Genomic DNA, 16,778 nt, shown 5'->3' on the forward strand with positions numbered 1-16,778 from the left:
ATGCTGATCAACGTCCTCGTATCGGCCTGCTTCGTGGCGATCGGCATTGTGGCATACGACCGGCTGGTGCTGCGGCCAATGCTGGTCATCGGGGTCGTCGACGCGGCGAACGTCTTCAATGCAAAGCAGGAACAGGTCTTTAAAGCCATGACGAACAGCCGTACCGACATAGAGCGACGGCAGGCGATATCTGACGCTGAACGATTCGTTCCACGCTTTGCTGCTGCGTTGGCGCAATTGCCGCAAGAGTGCGCATGCCTGGTGGTCGACAAAACGGCGGTGATCGGCAGCCGCGCGACGCTGATCGATCTCACTCCATTGCTCAGGAAAAAGGTGAAACTGTGACCCGCGATTTTTTTCAGCATGCGCGCAGACGCTGGTATCTGTACCTGGTGCTGCTCGCGATCTGGACACTCGCCTATGTGCGTTTGTTTATCGATACCACCCCGCGCTTGCCGATTCTGTTTAACGTGACCCCCAGCTTGCCCTACACGGTCGCAGTGGTCGACTACCGGGCGAACGGCATCCGTCGCGGAGATTATGTGGTCTATGCATTCGAAGGGGCGGCGGACCGCATCTTCCCCGGCCTGCACCACCAGCCGTTCTTCAAGATCGTGCGCGGCGTGGCTGGCGACAAAGTGACCGTCCGGGATCGCCACGTGTTCGTCAATGGTGAGGAAGTCGGTTTTGCCAAGACCCATACCAACGTCAAACATCTCCGGCTCGATCCCATCGCCGAGATGGTGATTCCGCCATCGTATTTTTATGTGCAAGGCACCAGCCCGGACAGCTTCGATTCACGCTACAGCATCAATGGCCTGGTACGCGCCGATGCGGTCCTGGGCGTCGTCATTCCGATCTTTTGACGCGAGGAGAAAATGATGGTATTGCTTGAGCCGACACCTGCGACACTACGCTTCGTCTGCCTGCCATGCGGTGAGCTGGCCATGCGCGCCTTATCGATCCTGGTGCTGGCCAGTGGCCTCATGGGAGCACTGGCAAAGGCCGAGGAACTGGCCGCGATCGGGCCGACGTATCCGATTGCCGAGCAAAACCTGCTCGAGATGATTGCCCAGCGCCTGCGCGCGCTGGAAAAGAGCGGCCAGCTTCACGCACTGCAGGAGCAGGCGATCGCCAAAGGCAGGGCGGCCGTGGCCAACCCGGCGCCGGTGGCGGGTTTAACGCCGGCGAAGGCACCACGAACCGTCTATGTTGACCCCACCTATGTGCTCGACAAGAACATCCTCGACGCACAAGGTCACGTCCTGTTCGCCGCCGGCACCCGTACCAACCCGCTTGCGATCACGTCCATGTCGAAAAAGCTGCTGTTTTTTGACGCGCGCGATCCGGCACAGGCAAGGATGGCGCGCACTCTGCTTCAACGCGATGGCGCACGGATCAAGCCGGTACTCGTCGGCGGTTCGTATCTGGAGCTGATGAAACAGTGGAAAACGCGCATTTACTTCGATCAGCAGGGCAGATTAGTAGGGCGCTTTGGCATCCGGCATGTCCCGGCCTTGGTCTACCAGCAAGGCATGCGCCTGCGCATCGACGAAATCGTGGTGGCCAGATGAGCCCATTCAAACATACCATCGGTTTGATCCTGCTCCTCATCGTGGCAGGCCATGCCCAGGCGGCGCCGGCAGGCACCTGCACTGGCGCCTTCCCGAACCCGATCACGGATATCTGCTGGTCATGCATTCTGCCGATCTCCCTGGGCAGCGTCACCCTGGGCAACCTGGGTGGCCAGGAAGACACCGCCAATCCGTCCAGTCCGATTTGTTCGTGCAAAGTCAATCCGGTGATCGGCCTGTCCATCGGCTTTTGGGAACCCGTGCGCCACGTGGAAGTGGTGCGCAAACCGTTTTGCCTGGTGTCCCTGGGTGGCATCGATCTCAATCCGGGCATCCCTGCGCCGGAAGCCGCCAGGGCCACGGACGCAGGCGGCGCCCAGGACGCCTTCTACCAGGCGCATTTTTATGTCAATCCTGTCATGTACTGGCTCAAGGCGGTCGCCGATTTCCCCTGCCTGGAGGCCGGCTCCTTCGACATCGCGTACATGACCGAGGTCGACCCCTTATGGGGCGACGATGAGCTCACCTTAATAATCAATCCGGAAACGGTGCTCTTCGCCAATCCCGGCGCCGTCGCCGCCTGCGCTGCGGACTGCGTTGCCGCCACGACGGGATTTGGCCGCTCAGAACTGTTCTGGTGCGCCGGCTGCCAGGGAGGTCTTTTCCCGCTCGATGGCCACGCGGCCTACCACGTGGGCGGGGTGCGCACCGCCGAATTGATGATGCAGCGCCTCACTGCCAAGATGCACCGAGAACTGCTGACATGGGGCATGCATGGCCATAAAGGGCTGTGCGGTCCGTACTTCCTGCCGGAAATGGACAAGACGGCCTACAAATCCCAGCTGACGTATCCCGTTCCGGCCACCGACAAGGAACTGGGCAAATGCTGCCAGCCTTTTGGCCGCACCACCATCGCCTGGGGAGCGGGCAAGGAATACCCCGTCAAGGGCGAAGATTTTGCGTTTATGTTATTTCGAAAAAGGAACTGCTGTGTTGGCTACTAATTCGATCCAAGTGCCCTCTGCGGACGCCAGGCCTGCTGCACTGCGTACCATGGCAGGGCTAAGTTCTCTGTTCCTGGCCCAGGTCGTGGCGGCGCAGGCGATACCAACGATCACTGACGCGGACATTGAACGCGCCAAAAAGCTGCAGCCGGTCATCACCGAGCAGGATATCGCGCGCGCCATGCACACCCATTCCATGCCGCAAGACCCGCCGCCAGGGCCTACTTCCACTACCCCACGGATGCGGATCGACGCCTTGCCCCAGCCTCGCCCAACGCCACCCGTCGATCTGGGCGCCATGGCCAAAGGCTACGAAGCGGCATCTAACCCAATCGCGCTTGCCGCGTTAAATGGCGACCGGCTGCTGGTTTTTGTGACCTTTGCCATGCCGGAAGCTGCGCTGCACAAGCTGGCAATGCAAGCTGCACAGCTGCAGGCGACCCTGTTACTACGGGGCCTGGACGACGGATCACTGGTCAAAACCGTGGTGCATGTCCAAAAAATCATGGGCGAGCGCAAGGTGGCATGGCAAATCGATCCGCAGGCATTTGACCGCTTTGCCGTACGCCAGGCACCCACCTTCGTTTTACTCAGTGCCGGCGCACCCACCCAGGCCTGCGGGGCAGGGAGTTGTTTCGCGCCGGATGCTTATGTTCGCGTCGCCGGCGACGTCTCGCTTGACTACGCGCTTAAAACCATCCAGCAACGCGCACCGCGCTTCGCCGACAGCGCCGGCCGCTTCCTGGACAAGATCGGAAAATAGCCATGCGCCGCCTGATCGCCCTGACGACCGCCTGCTGCTTGAGCAGCGTGCAGCCTGCCATTGTCCTGGCGCAAGTCAACGAGGATCTGGCCGGCGCCACGGCTGCCAACCAGGCGGCCCGGGCCAGCGTCACCACCCAGAGCGCCACTGCCCACGTGCCCGGCTATACGCTGACGCCACCCGAAACCGTCTACCACGGCAAGAGTAACCTCAAAAGCGATGCCAGTACCCACCTGGCGGCCTGCGCCCTGACACCCGGCGACCCGGCGTGCGCGGCGCAAGTGGGTGCCCTGAACTCGGCCAACACGCCGCGCCCGCCCGTGCTGGCCACCGATCCGGCTATCGCCGCCGCGCAAGCCATCGCCCGCGATCCCTTGAGTGCCGAGACGACGCTGGCCGCGTACACCACCGGCTGCCCCGCTGGCGCTATTTGTGCGCCAAAAACGTTCTGTCTCGGTACGCAATGTTTCAGTACGAGTTATACGAATGACGTCGATTTTGCGCAGGTCATGACCTACATGGAGGCCGTGCGTGAGGCTGGCGTCTATCTCGATCCGAAGACCATGACTTTGTTCAATGGCGAGGGTAATACCTGCCGCAACCGGCTCCTCAAAAACTGCTGCTATACCGATGGCGCCGGGGCCCACTTTACTAACCAGTCCCTGTTTGGCATCGGCTCGCGCCTGGTATTCGACATCCTGATGAACAGTGGCAACCGCGAGTTCATCACGCAAGGCGCCAAGGCGCTGCTGACCAGTGGCGGTTTCAGCGGCAGTTATACGACGTTTGGCGTGACGGTGGCCGTCAATGGCACGGCGCTGCCGGCGGGATCGGTCACGCTGGCGACTACCGAACACCTGGCGATCGCGTTCAATCCCTGGAGCCTGGCGATGACTGCGGTGATGTACATCGCGGTGTCGATGATGTCCTGCAACGCCGGCGAGGGCAAGCTGGCGATGAAGGAGGGCGCCCAGCTATGTCACACCATCGGCACCTGGTGCAGCTCCTGCATCCGGGTATTAGGGAAATGCGTGGCGTGCATCGAGCATACGACCTCCAAATGCTGTTTTAACTCGCGCCTGGCCAGGATGATCAACGAACAGGGGAGGGCGCAGCTCGGCATAGGGTGGGGAGCACCCAAAAATCCTGCCTGTTCCGGTTTTAGCGTGGATCAATTGCAAAGCATCGACTTCGCAAAACTGGATCTGACCGAGTTCTATGCCTCGATCGTGCCGACGCTGCCCAACGTGGCGGCACTCAAGGACACTGCCGCTCAGCGCGCGCCAAGCTGTTATCTGGGGAGAGGGAAATGCTGAATCGAACCACGACGTACAAAGTTTCTCTTGCCCTTTGCTCCGCCATGCTCGGCGCCGCAGCCAGTGCGGCCCCGGAAGCCACACCACGCGTGGCGGTGAACGATCCGAAAGCACTGATGTTGGCGGCCATCGATGCACCCGACGGCCGTGCAGCCGGCATGTTGACGGGAGAGCTGGCGGACGCGATCACCCGGCGCTTCTCTGCCACCTCCGCACTTTTCATGGAAGTTACGACACTGGCCCGTTACGCCCAAGACGGCTGCCGCCGGCTCAACGTCCGATTTTGGCAGGAAGGCGTCAGGCTCGCGGCAGCGCAGGCACCAAATAGGCAAACGATCGATATCGGCATCAATTACTGCCGCAATGGCCCGCCGCCCGCCAATCTGCGTCTGGAGAAAACGCCATGAGAAGGTATCCCTACTGTCTGGCAGCGCTGCTCGCCTGCGGAGCAGTGCACGCCCAGGTTCCCGCCAGTGTCCCTGCAATAGGCCACGCTGCTGGCGCGCAGGCCGCTGTGCGGCGCGGCTGGCATTTCTATGACGACCCGGCAATACACGAACCGCAGAAGGCCTCAGTATCGCCTGCGCCAGTCGCGCTACCAAAACCCACCGGGCCGCAGCCACCGCCTGAAGTCAAGGCGCTGCGCGATTTACAGGTGCAGCTGGAACAGCTCAAGGCCGTCGCCGTCATGCATCCAACTATCTCCAATGTGCGCCGCTACATGGAACTCGAATCGAAGGTCCTCAGGAATGCCTCGCTGTTCGCCGACCTGTCGCAGAAAGTGGCGTGGGCCAATCCGGACCTGGACCCCACCACGCAGGGCCGCCCCGTCAATGCCCAGGCGCTGGAGGTCTTTGAACAGGTGCAAATGCAGGAGAGATATTCCGCCCTCGCCAACATCGGGAGCGACCACATCCTCATGTTCTTCTTCCGTGGCGATTGCCCGTACTGCCATGCCTATGGGCCGGTATTGCGGGCATTTTCCACGAAATACCGTATCCAGGTGCTGCCAGTCAGCCTGGATGGCGGCGCGGTGCCGGGTTTTACCAATGCCCGCACCGACAACGGTACCGCCGCCACGCTCAACGTCAAGCAAGTTCCGGCGCTGTTTTTGGCACAGCCCATCACCGGCAAGATCATGCCGGTCGGTTTTGGCGTGCTGTCGGAAGGCCAGCTGGTGGAACGGATCGACGCCCTGCGGCCGCGCGCCGCAGAAGCCGTCGAAGCGCCGCTGACAACCAATTACTCATCTCGTTAAGGAGCTCATCATGCCTATGCGCAAACTCATCATCGCACTATCCCTGTCCACCAGCAGCCTGTACATCCATCCCGCCTCGGCCGGTGACCTGAATGCCGAGGTCAACAAGATGTTCAACGACCTCGGCGCCATCGGCAACTACTCGGCGCCGGGCGCCTTCCGTGGACAGGTCTACAACACCTATAGCGGCGGCAGCCTGATGCTGCGCGCGCCGAACAAGACGTATCAACTCATGGCCATCAACTACCCGACGGCCAAAGCTGGCTGCGGCGGCATCGATCTTTTCGGCGGCTCGTTCTCCTACATTTCGGCGGCCGAATTCAAGAACATGCTGAAAAACGTCACCTCCGCGCTACCTGGCGTGGCGTTTCAGCTCGCGCTCGAATCGGTGTCCCCGATGCTCGGCGGTATCACCAAGTGGACCAAAAACCTCGAGTCCATGATGACGAATGCGCAAATCAATTCCTGCAACACCGCCAAATCCCTGGTCTCGTCGGCCGCCGAGGCCACGGGGTTCAGCTCCAGCAAGGCCTGCGAGGACATCGCCGTCTCGCTGGGCCTCGAATCGGACTATGCCGCCGCAGCCGTCCGCTGCAAATCCGACAAGGGCTCCATTCTCGATACGGCGCGCAAATCCTCCGATCCCCTGGTCAAAAACAAGGCGCCGTTTGTCGGCAACCTCACCTGGGAATCGCTTAAGCTCGCCGGCAACTACCTGGACGACAAGGAGCGGGAAATGATCATGAGTATGGTCGGGACCGTTATTTTCTATCCGGAAGGACGAGACCCGAACCCGATCGCACCGACCTTCACATCGATCTCCCAGCTGCTCTATGGCCAGTCGGATGCCGGGAGCGGCAACGTCCACCAAACGGTTCTGCGCTGCAACAACTACACCAACTGCGACCAGGTCACCATCGACCCCGAGTACGTCCATACCCCGTTTACAGTCAAGGTCGAAAAGCTGATGCGCTCGATCGCCTACAAAATCGAGACGCGCACACCGATTCCCAACATGTCGCCGGAGGTCGGTTTTGTGAACCAGACCAGTGAGCCTGTCTACCGCATGCTGTCGATCGGTGCATCGTTTCCCTCTGCCACAGCCAATGAGCAGCTGATTGCCACGTATCGGGATGTGATTGCCGCAGATTACGCCTACATGTTTCTGGAGAAGAACCTGCGGTTGGGGATGCAAGCCCTGGAGAAAGACTTTACTTTAGACATGAAACAGCAGGGGAGAGCCCAAGAAATCCGGCTGCGCGCCAAGGACATGCTGGCCCAATTGTCCCGCGAAAAGACCCTCGTGTACCAGAAGGTGAACTCCCTCACGGAGGTGTCCAACGACCTGGAACACCTGGAACGGCATATTCGCGCCAATATTCCGCAGCATGTGCTTGATATGTTAGGTCGCCGGGCAGCCTACATGCACTGATGACCGGAAAACGAGGAGAAATATCATGTGGGAAATTTTTGCTTATCAAAACTCGGATAGTTTGTACGGACTCATGAACGCGGTTGCTGCCATGGTCGGCGCCAATACCTACCGCAATGCGCTTGGCATCACCGTCGTGTGTGGCTTCGTGGCTGCCCTTGTCGGCTATGCTTTCGCTCCGGAAAAGATGGTGGGCTGGAAGTGGCTCGCCTCGGTAGTCCTGGTATTTTCAGTACTCGTGGTGCCGAAGGTGACCGTCGGCATCGTCGACAAGACAGGAGGTTCGGCCGAAGTCTTCATTAACAACGTACCGTTCGGTCTGGCGGTGCTCGCTTCGCTGACCAGTACGGTCGGCAACAGCCTGACAGAACTCGAAGAGGCGGCCATGCAGGTGATCCCGGGGCCGGCCGGCATGCCGGATAAGCTGAGCTATCAGAACAATGGACTCATGTTCGGCAGCCGGCTGGTGCGCGAAACGTCCAAGGTCGTGTTCCAAAGTCCGTACTTCAGGAACGATTTGATTAATTTTCTGCACCAGTGCACGATGTACGATCTGGCCTCTGGCTACATTTCACCGGAAGCATTTGCGACCTCTGGTGACGTTTGGGCGCTCATGGGGGATCCCAATCCTGCCAGGTTTACCGGCGTCACGAATGCGGCCGGCACTGCGGAGTTGCTTCCCTGTCCGCAAGCATATACCAAGCTATCGGCAAAGATGCCTGCCGAAGTACAGCGTATCCAGGGCACACTGGCATTCCGAATGAATCCGACGCTACCCGGACCGGTCGCAGCGGCGCTGATCGCAGACCAGGTTCAGCAGGCTTATATCAAAGCAAGGATCGCGGACGCCTCGGCCACAGCAGCCGATATCATCCGCCAAAACGCACTCATCAATGCGGTGAACGACACCAGCCTTCTGGCGAGCCAAAAGGTCAACGATCCGGCCACGATGCTGCTGGCTATCGGCCGCGCGCAGGCGGCGGCACAGACCAATGCGGCATGGATCAACGCTGGAAAAGTAGCCGAACAGGCACTGCCTGTAATCCGCAACGTGGTCGAAGTGGTGGCATACGCAATTTTCCCGCTGATGATCCTGCTCCTTATGTTGGCTAACGGCAAAGATACCGTGGCTGGCTTCAAGAACTATGCGTCTGTGCTTATTTGGATCCAGCTTTGGCCGCCGTTGTATGCCATCCTCAACTACGCTGCGACCATGTATGCAATGCGCGATTTGGCCGCTTCGGCCAGCGTAGGCAACGGGGTCAACGCCCTGTCGCTGACAACGTCATCAGACATTTTTTCCACAGCGATTTCCGGCGAAGCAGTGGTCGGTTACATGACGCTGAGTATTCCTTTCATTGCCTGGGCCGCTCTCAAGCGCATGGAGAACTTTGGCACCGCGCTCATCGATGGCACGCGCCTGCTGCAAGGAAATGTGACCACCGCCACCAATTCGGCCGCAACGGGGAATGTATCCATGGGCAATATCGCCATGGATCAGAAGACCTTGACGCCTGTCCGCTCGTCACCGTTCTTCAGGAATCGGCAAAACGATCTTTCAGGAAATAGCTTCACCACCAATGTGTTGTCTGGGCTGACTGCGGTTAAGGCATTGTCTAATGAAGGACCAGTATCCAGAACAGTGGAGGGGAAGGTCACGGAAAATCATGTCGCAGCTGCCACTCAACAAGTATCCGCAGCCGAGTCGAAAGCTGTCGCAGCAACAAGGGACAAAGCTGCCGCCTTCTCGAATGCCCTGCTGCATGTCGACGGAACTAGCGTTACAACGAATCGGTCTAAAGGTGTCACAAGGAACAGTATTGAAGAATTTGGCGCGCGTGCGCAAGAACTAAAGCAAATTGCCAACGTAATTGGGAAAGCCGTGGGGGCCAGCGAGCAACAGGTTGCACACGTAGCTTTTGGGGTAGCAGCGGATCTCAACATTGGTACACCGCAGGTCGGTGTAATTCCTGGCAGCAGATTTGCAATAACAGGCCGTGGCGGAAAACAGTACTCCGCTTCCATAGACAAAAAAGAAACGGAGATCAAAAATTATCTCAGTAACGACGAAGTTTCCAAATTTAAAGAGTGGGCAGAGACACTTGGAAAGAATACCAGTCTATTGAACTCCGTTACTTCTGATCAACGGACAGCCACCGAAAATGCATCCCGAATCACACAGACGGTTGCGACTTCGGCGCGTGCAGATGCGACGTTGCGTGAACAAATAAACTATGCGACTACTATATCGGCAGCGCATTCACGTGGTGAATCTTTTAATCTTGATCTGGCAAAGGATCCGAAAAATATTCAACTGTTTGAGTCACTTTTGTCACACAACCAGAATAGTGCCTCCGCCAAAATCATTATCGATTCGTATCTTGGGAGCATTGCAAACACACCCATATTGCCAACCACGAACAGCAAACTTCCAAACTCATTTGAATCAGTAAGAGAGGCGTATCGGAACATGAAAGAAAATCCATCACTGCATCCAGACATCGACAAGCAGCATCAGGCTAACAAATCACGGGCCCATTCGAAAAATCCAAATAATTCTGCAAACAGTACTGAAAACCACGATGGACCGACTCTACCGGTAGAAGGACAAGATTGGATGGCAGCAGAGCGAGCTAGAATTGAAAAAACGCCTACGCAAGTTCAGTTAGATGTAGAAAAAATAGACGAAAAAGCCGAGGCGGACAAAAATAAAGCGCGACAAAAATTTAGAAACGACAGTGGAATTGTCGAGACGCCGTCTGGCAACGTGTCATCGAACAAATCGTTGTTCGGCAAGGCGAATAAACAAGTTACCGAGGATCCAGACATCGTTATAGGAGGAATAAAAGAAGTTGGAGCCAAAGGTTTTAAAAAACTGAAAGAAATTTTTAAGAAGCGATAATTTTATTGCGGTTCTCGCATGAGGCATTGGGGGTCTAAGGCAGGATCTCCATTTTCGTCTAATCGATAGGCTGGATTGCTAAAGTATTTAGTTCCACTACATTCATATTCATTCGCATCAATGACTAAATGCGACGAATTAAAGTGAGCCTCTTTGGGGATTTTTTCATGAATAAATACAATCAAAAAAATTATCCAATATAAAAATAAGAGCGTAACAAATCCCATAACTGCAACCACAGCAATTAACACTAAAGGTTCGCCAAAGCTCAACAAAACTCCGATTATTGCACCGGCAAGTCCACAAAGAAACATTTGTTTCATTTCTTTCACGATGACCTCGAAAATATGTGTTTATATATATTAGCAAAAACAAAGAAATTATCAAGGGAGGGGGATTCCCATTATGAAATTATTGCATATGACTATTACTCTAATTTTCGCATTTACGGTTTCATCGGTGCAAGCGGTTGCACTCGCACAAAAGCCCACAGACGACTCAGTCTGCGATTTGTCGACGATGACGACGTATAGATTGTCCCAACGAACTTTCGTCGAAGCACGCACGCGAGACGAGAACGTTATTTACGCTCGGCTAGCTCTGCGGTTTATAACAAGTCATTGTAAGAATGGCCAGCTCTTGCTGCTCCATTCTGAGGATGGCATCGCTTTCGACGATCAATATTTTCGGGTAGTTACTGCTCAGTTATGTAGTGTTTCCAATGTCACGCGAGAAGCAGCGAGCACGCAAGAATATCCTCAGGCTTTTGTTATGCGCTGCCCAATCTCAAAGCTCAAAGAAGCCACCGCCGCATTAGCCGAAATGGAAAAAACAAAACCGACGGAGGCCATGATCGAGGAAGGCGCGCCTATGCACAGTGCACAGCCCAACCGGAGAGAAGAAGAAAAAAAAACGTGTGGTGACAAGATGACCTGGGAAACTGTCGTACTGGGTTGGGGGGGCAGTTGTCGCTAACTTATCGCGCCTAGCCCCCCAAGGAAACGCCATGGAAAACAAAGACGATAAGAGTCAAGCTGAACTGCAGGCCGCCAATCTCGCACTACTGATGTTGGCTGAGATACGCGAACAACGCGCGGGATTCAGGGAAGAACGCCTGGCGCTTGAACGGGATCGGAAATTTGCTCGCCGCCTCACCTTGACGCTGAAGTCGTTGCTCGTTCTCATGCCACTCCTGTTCGGCCTGTACTTTTTCATGCAAATGTTGCAGTTTAAAATAGGTCCCTTCGGCCCGGTCATAGGCATAGTGCACATCGAAGGCGAGATCGCTGCAACCTCACTCGCGTCCGCAGACAAGATCGTGCCGGCCCTGAAGCGGGCGTTTGAGTCCAGCAACGTTACGCAGATAGTTCTGGCGATAGATAGTCCCGGCGGCGCGCCGGTCGAGGCCGAGCGTATCGGAAACGCGATTCACTCTTTCAGGAAAAAGCACCCGAAACCAGTAGTGGCGGCGATCAGCAACGTCGGCGCATCGGCTGCCTACATGATTGCCTTGCACGCCGACAAGATCATCGCAGGGAAATACAGTCTGGTGGGATCGATCGGCGCCATCATCGCGCCATGGCAACTGTCGCGTGCGCTGGACCGCCTGGAAATCTCGCAGCAGGTATATGCATCCGGTCACCTGAAAGCATTCTTGAATCCGTTCACACCGCCTAGCCAGGACGCGCAAGCCAAGGCGCAGGATTTGGTGGACAGGGTAGGGCGAACCTTTTTGCGCGAACTAGAGGAACGGCGCGGCCGCGTCCTGCGGCACGATGTCAATTACGCCAGCGGGGAAATCTGGAGCGGGTTAGAGGCAAAGGAAATTGGCCTGATCGATGCCATCGGCACGGTGGATGACTTCGTGGATGCTCAAAAGGAGGGGACTGCATTCAACTTTGGACCACATCCTGGTGGATTTGGCCAAATGGGTGCCCTGGTCTCAACATCGCTCATTTCTTCGCTCGACGACATCATCGCGAGGCAGAGGTTTCAGCTCAGGTAGATGAGGGAGAGCGGAGGTGCAATTCAGTACGGTATGCAATCCATGTCAAGTAAAAATACGGCGCAAATTGGCTAGCTTTCTTGTGGCCGATACTGCCTTCACACGAGTAAGCTTGAAGAATCATGGAAAGATATCAAGCCTACAGGTTCGAGTTGAGACCAACCGGCGAACAGGAGCGCGCCATGCGCCGCTTCGCTGGTTCGTGCCGGTTCGTCTTCAACAAAGCCTTGGCTCTGCAAAAAGAAAATCACGCAGCCGGCAACAAGTTCATCGGATATCTGGACATGTCGAAATATCTGACAGCATGGCGCAACTGTTGCGAAACTCCTTGGCTTGCTGCCGCACCTCGTTCAGCACTTCAATATGTGTTGAAGGACTTAGAGAAAGCTTACGCGAATTTCTTTGCTGGCCGTGCAAAATTTCCAAGATTCAAGTGCAAGGGCGACAGAATTTCCTTCCGCGTGGCAGCAAAAGGGGCAATTAGATTCGAACAAACTAACAGCCGCCTGCGTTTTCCCAAATTAGGATGGCTACGGTACCGCAAGAGCCGGGACTTTGTTGGTGAACCTGTGAGTGCAACCATAAACCAGGCTGCTGGTAAGTGGTTCATTTCAATACAGACCCGGCGCGAAGTAGATCCGGTGGTTCCTATCGCTACGAGGGCAGTTGGAATAGATGTCGGCATCGCTCGCTTTGCCACCCTGAGCGACGGCAGCTTCATAGCGCCGCTGAACAGCTTCAAGAGACACCAGCAGCGCTTGGCGCGGTACCAGCGCCGCATGGGCCGCAAGGTCAAATTCAGCAGCAATTGGGAGAAGGCGAAAGCGCGCGTCCAGAAGATTCACACCCGCATCGCCAATGCCCGGAAGGACTTCTTGCACAAATCCTCAACGACAATCTGCCAAACCCACGCGCTCGTCTGCATTGAGGATTTGCAGGTACAGAATATGTCCAGGTCCGCCAAAGGCACTGTCGAACAGCCGGGCAAGAGGGTGCGTCAGAAAGCCGCGCTGAACCGTGCCATTCTCGACCAGGGGTGGGGCGAGTTTAGACGGCAGCTCAACTACAAGATGGAATGGAGTGGCGGCATGCTGCTTGCCGTGCCACCGCACCACACTAGCCTGACGTGCCCGACTTGCAGGCACGTATCAAAAGACAATCGGCAGACCCAGGCGAAATTCCTATGCGTCAATTGCGGCTACGCAAATCACGCCGATGTAGTTGGAGCCGCAAATGTTTTAGAGCGGGGGCACCGCTTGCTAGCCTGTGGAGAGATGGCGCAGTCAGGCCGCTCGAAGAAGCAGGAACCCTCCGAAGCGCGTCGCATCTCATCGCGCCACGCCGTAGAAATCCCTGTCCTTTAGGCAGGGAGGATGTCAACGAAGCGTGTCGCAACTCATCGCGCCGCGCCGTAGAAATCTCCGTCCTTTAGACGGGGAGGATGTCAATGGAACAAGGCGAAATCTCGCGCCCAGAAGATTCACCCCCGTATCGCCAAGGCTAGACGCGACTTCCTGCACAAGGCTACAGTGGCGATTAGCAAAAACCACGGGCTTGTCTGCATTGAGGATTTGCAGGTACGGAATATGTCCAGATCCTCCAAAGGCACCCTCGAACAGCCGGGCAAGAAGGTCAGGCGGAAGTCGGGGCTGCAACGTGCCATTCCAGACCAGGGTTGGGACGAGTTCAGGCAGTAACTCGCCTACAAGATGGAATGGAACGGCGGTGTTACTGGCCACGCCACCGTACCACACCAGCCAGACCTGTCCGACTTAGGGGGCGGCGGGGCAGTAACGGCGCGTCGAGCTGCACCCGATCATACAAAAAGCCGCATTTCAAACCACGTGCGAGCTTCTAGTGAATTCGTGGCGATTCACATTGCTGCTCCTTTGTGGTTGAGTCTACCGCTCCAGGTGGCCACCTGCCAGATTCGAGCGCACTGATGCGCTAGATCTTCCATACTATCAAAGGACACCTGGTCAAAAAAGGGGCTTGTTGATGTGCGAGAAGACCATCGCCGACAGCAACGCTGTATGCCAAGGAACGCAAGGTGCGGCTACGTGCTGCCGTGCATGGCGGTCGGCTACAGCTGCTGCTTATGCCAGGCGGATATGAACAGTGAACATTGACCTGATCTTTGCTCGCTCTGTGGCCAACGTCGCAAGCTTGGGCGCCAAGTTTATGCTTGACCAGATGAATCAGGGGGGGCTATCTCAAATTTGTTCCTGCGCTGCGGGAGATGGGGGAACTGCGATGAATAGTTATGCTATATGGCGATGTGGAAATCATGATGAAGATAGCCTCCCAATCGATAACGTATGTCATAGGCTCTAAATCCTTTGCAAGTACACAGTTCATTGCGTAAAAACTCAATTGTGTCTGCGATAATTTTCGCAACAGCTGTTACTGCGTTAAGTAATTCATAAGATTTCGGGAATTTTTTCAGATTGACAACATGATATCATTAGGTGCATCATCGATCTCAGCCTTAGAAAATTTGACGGGACACGGCCTAAACTAGTTCTTTAGTTGATGTTAGACGATGGTCGTACTACTTGGGTCGGTTACATATTAAACGGTGGGGGAAGCGCTAATGCACTTTTTCTTGTGTGAAAATAGTAGGGGATTTAACATTGAGCATTGCAGATAAATTTAAGCAGTTTTTGTCAAATATAAAGGTTGATAATGATGAGCAAATTGAACTTCGGTACGGTGAAATAACATCTGCTTTGAATAAGGAGTTCAGGGATTCCGAAAGCAAAACTTCAAACAATCTACAAGTGGGATCCTATGGTCGCTGGACGGCGATCAAGGGTGTCTCAGATTTAGATATGCTTTATATTGTTCCAGCATTACAGTGGGATAAGTATAAAGATGGTGGGCAGAGCGCATTGCTTGAGAGAACTAAGGCAGCAATTAAATCCAGATATCCTCGTACAGAGATGTATGTTGATCGATTAGTGGTACGCGTCCTCTATAAAAACTTTCACGTGGAGGTTCAGCCTGTTTTTGAATTGAATGACAAAAGCTTTAAATATCCAGATACCTATAGAGGAGGTAGCTGGAAGATTACTAAGCCACGTGAAGAAATTTCTGCAATGACAGAATTCATCACGGAGAAAAATAAAAATCTACGTCGGCTTTGCAAAATGGCAAGGGCGTGGAAGAACAAACATGGGGTAGGGATGGGTGGCCTTCTTATCGACACTCTCGCGCATAATTTTCTGCGTGATACTAACGATTACGATAATAAGAGTTATCTGTATTACGACTGGATGAGCAGGGACTTCTTTAAATACCTTTCTGAATTACCCCGCCAAGACTACTTTGCCGCGCTAGGCAGTGGCCAACGGGTTCGCGTAAAATCTTATTTCCAAAAACCTGCGAAGAAGGCATACGAACTTGCACTGGATGCCATCGAAGCCGCCGGCCAAGATAATGAAACCACAAAATGGCAGAAGATTTATGGTAGAGAATTCTCGGATACTGTGGCTAAGTCCCAAGCTTCAATAGCTCTTGAACGATATCAGGACTTTGATTCGCGTGAACAATTTATAGAAGATAATTGGCCAGTAGATATCCGATACTCACTTAATATTGATTGTGAGGTATCCCAGAACGGATTCAGGGATTATTTGCTTAGAGACTTTTTACGTCGAAGATTGCCACTGAATCGTGATAAAAAACTTCGCTTCTACATCGATTCGTGCGATGTGCCGGACAACTATACAATATTGTGGAAAGTATTGAATCGCGGTGTGGAAGCTCGTCGCAGAAAGTGTACTCGTGGCACTATTGATAAAGGCGATACCGAGATAGTGGAAACAACAAATTTTCACGGTGATCACATAGTTGAATGTTATATTGAAAAAGAGGGAGTGATTGTGGCAAAAAGCCGAATTCACGTGCCAATCGAATGAGAAAAGATCAACTACTTAAATCTATTGCTGAAACTGGTTATAACGTAGGTTTCGGAGGTAGGAAGCATTGGGCTACTTACGATATTGTTGATAAGATACCGGGGCTCATAGGATTTCTTTCGACTGCTTTCGGCATATTCTCGTTAATTTATGACAAACTCTCAGAAAAACATCTTTCTGCTGCTTTTATAATTTTTGGACTGATAGCTCTGTACATAACTTTTTATGAGCCAAACAAGAATAACTATGCAGAAACGGCTAACAAGCTGACAGTTCTTTACAACAGACTTAGAGATTTATATAGAAGTGTTCAAGGTCATTCAGGTGATGATGTTAAGCACTTTGCTGATCAATTACACGATATAGAGAGGGAATACTATGCTACCACTATAAGTAAGCAGATTCTATTTAGCGATTGGTATGCCCATTACAAGTTCTTTTGGCAGTATCAAATTGATTGGGTTGATGAGCAAAAGAAATTTAGATTCTTCCGGGATAAGCTGCCTCTTTCTTTTATGCTATGGGTAGCGCTGCTCCTGCTAATAATAGCAACATGCATGATAAGGGCTTGGATGGAGCATCGATCTTAACGACTGCCTTAATG

General features: G+C 54.4%; 16 protein-coding genes and 1 pseudogene. 16 read left to right on the top strand and 1 reads right to left on the bottom strand.

All coding sequences use genetic code 11. From position 1 onward, the window contains the following. The 10 genes from GCN78_RS16795 to GCN78_RS16840 are packed head-to-tail and all read left to right on the top strand — an operon-like array spanning position 1 to position 10,249. Positions 1–345 (top strand): hypothetical protein, encoded by a 345-nt coding sequence (locus GCN78_RS16795; protein WP_226939674.1) that lies wholly within the window; start codon positions 1–3, stop codon positions 343–345. Continuing rightward, positions 342–866: a conjugative transfer signal peptidase TraF gene (traF, locus tag GCN78_RS16800; RefSeq protein ID WP_226939675.1), complete on the top strand. Its 525-nt coding sequence runs from the start codon at positions 342–344 to the stop codon at positions 864–866. Before GCN78_RS16795 ends, traF (GCN78_RS16800) begins: the two co-directional genes overlap by 4 nt. Before the next feature lie 12 nt (positions 867–878). Then, the gene (traW, locus tag GCN78_RS16805) at positions 879–1,574 is read left to right on the top strand and encodes a type-F conjugative transfer system protein TraW (RefSeq protein WP_226939676.1); all 696 of its coding nucleotides are present in this window, start codon (positions 879–881) and stop codon (positions 1,572–1,574) included. Next, positions 1,571–2,578, top strand: coding sequence for a conjugal transfer pilus assembly protein TraU (traU, locus tag GCN78_RS16810; RefSeq protein ID WP_152252707.1), 1,008 nt, complete (start codon positions 1,571–1,573; stop codon positions 2,576–2,578). Before traW ends, traU begins: the two co-directional genes overlap by 4 nt. Then, positions 2,568–3,341, top strand: coding sequence for a type-F conjugative transfer system pilin assembly protein TrbC (trbC, locus tag GCN78_RS16815; RefSeq protein ID WP_152252708.1), 774 nt, complete (start codon positions 2,568–2,570; stop codon positions 3,339–3,341). The genes traU and trbC overlap by 11 nt, the downstream gene beginning before the upstream one ends. Before the next feature lie 2 nt (positions 3,342–3,343). Further along, positions 3,344–4,657: a conjugal transfer protein TraN gene (gene traN / locus GCN78_RS16820; RefSeq protein WP_152252709.1), complete on the top strand. Its 1,314-nt coding sequence runs from the start codon at positions 3,344–3,346 to the stop codon at positions 4,655–4,657. Then, entirely contained in the window at positions 4,651–5,064 is a 414-nt protein-coding gene (locus GCN78_RS16825; protein WP_152252710.1) for a hypothetical protein, read from the top strand. The genes traN and GCN78_RS16825 overlap by 7 nt, the downstream gene beginning before the upstream one ends. After that, positions 5,061–5,915, top strand: coding sequence for a conjugal transfer protein TraF (gene traF, locus GCN78_RS16830; protein WP_152252711.1), 855 nt, complete (start codon positions 5,061–5,063; stop codon positions 5,913–5,915). The genes GCN78_RS16825 and traF (GCN78_RS16830) overlap by 4 nt, the downstream gene beginning before the upstream one ends. A 10-nt stretch (positions 5,916–5,925) precedes the next feature. Beyond that, the gene (locus GCN78_RS16835; RefSeq protein ID WP_152252712.1) at positions 5,926–7,347 is read left to right on the top strand and encodes a conjugal transfer protein TraH; all 1,422 of its coding nucleotides are present in this window, start codon (positions 5,926–5,928) and stop codon (positions 7,345–7,347) included. A 25-nt stretch (positions 7,348–7,372) separates the two neighbouring features. Continuing rightward, complete coding sequence (locus GCN78_RS16840; protein WP_152252713.1) at positions 7,373–10,249, top strand: conjugal transfer protein TraG N-terminal domain-containing protein; 2,877 nt, start codon at positions 7,373–7,375, stop codon at positions 10,247–10,249. Between the two features lie 2 nt (positions 10,250–10,251). On the opposite strand, the gene GCN78_RS16845 is transcribed toward GCN78_RS16840, so the two are convergent. Beyond that, complete coding sequence (locus GCN78_RS16845; protein ID WP_152252714.1) at positions 10,252–10,581, bottom strand: hypothetical protein; 330 nt, start codon at positions 10,579–10,581, stop codon at positions 10,252–10,254. Positions 10,582–10,654: 73 nt separating this feature from the next. Between GCN78_RS16845 and GCN78_RS16850 the strand changes: the two genes are divergently transcribed. The 6 genes and pseudogenes from GCN78_RS16850 to GCN78_RS16875 all read left to right on the top strand — a co-directional run bounded on the left by GCN78_RS16850 (position 10,655) and on the right by GCN78_RS16875 (position 16,764). Further along, positions 10,655–11,224 carry a hypothetical protein gene (locus GCN78_RS16850; protein WP_152252715.1) on the top strand — a complete coding sequence of 190 codons (570 nt, stop codon included), beginning with the start codon at positions 10,655–10,657 and terminating at the stop codon, positions 11,222–11,224. A gap of 31 nt (positions 11,225–11,255) precedes the next feature. Beyond that, positions 11,256–12,254 carry a S49 family peptidase gene (locus GCN78_RS16855; RefSeq protein WP_152252716.1) on the top strand — a complete coding sequence of 333 codons (999 nt, stop codon included), beginning with the start codon at positions 11,256–11,258 and terminating at the stop codon, positions 12,252–12,254. A gap of 122 nt (positions 12,255–12,376) precedes the next feature. Then, positions 12,377–13,618: an RNA-guided endonuclease InsQ/TnpB family protein gene (locus GCN78_RS16860; protein ID WP_152252717.1), complete on the top strand. Its 1,242-nt coding sequence runs from the start codon at positions 12,377–12,379 to the stop codon at positions 13,616–13,618. Between the two features lie 84 nt (positions 13,619–13,702). Further along, positions 13,703–14,024 (top strand): annotated as a pseudogene (locus tag GCN78_RS16865) (RNA-guided endonuclease TnpB family protein); the annotation flags it as partial. 863 nt (positions 14,025–14,887) lie between these two features. Continuing rightward, positions 14,888–16,174, top strand: a complete 1,287-nt coding sequence (locus tag GCN78_RS16870) for an SMODS domain-containing nucleotidyltransferase (protein WP_152252718.1) — start codon at positions 14,888–14,890, stop codon at positions 16,172–16,174. Then, positions 16,171–16,764 (top strand): SLATT domain-containing protein, encoded by a 594-nt coding sequence (locus GCN78_RS16875; protein WP_152252719.1) that lies wholly within the window; start codon positions 16,171–16,173, stop codon positions 16,762–16,764. The genes GCN78_RS16870 and GCN78_RS16875 overlap by 4 nt, the downstream gene beginning before the upstream one ends. Positions 16,765–16,778: the final 14 nt, after the last annotated feature.

The organism is Janthinobacterium rivuli (genome assembly GCF_009208735.1).
Classification (GTDB): Bacteria; Pseudomonadota; Gammaproteobacteria; order Burkholderiales; family Burkholderiaceae_D; genus Janthinobacterium.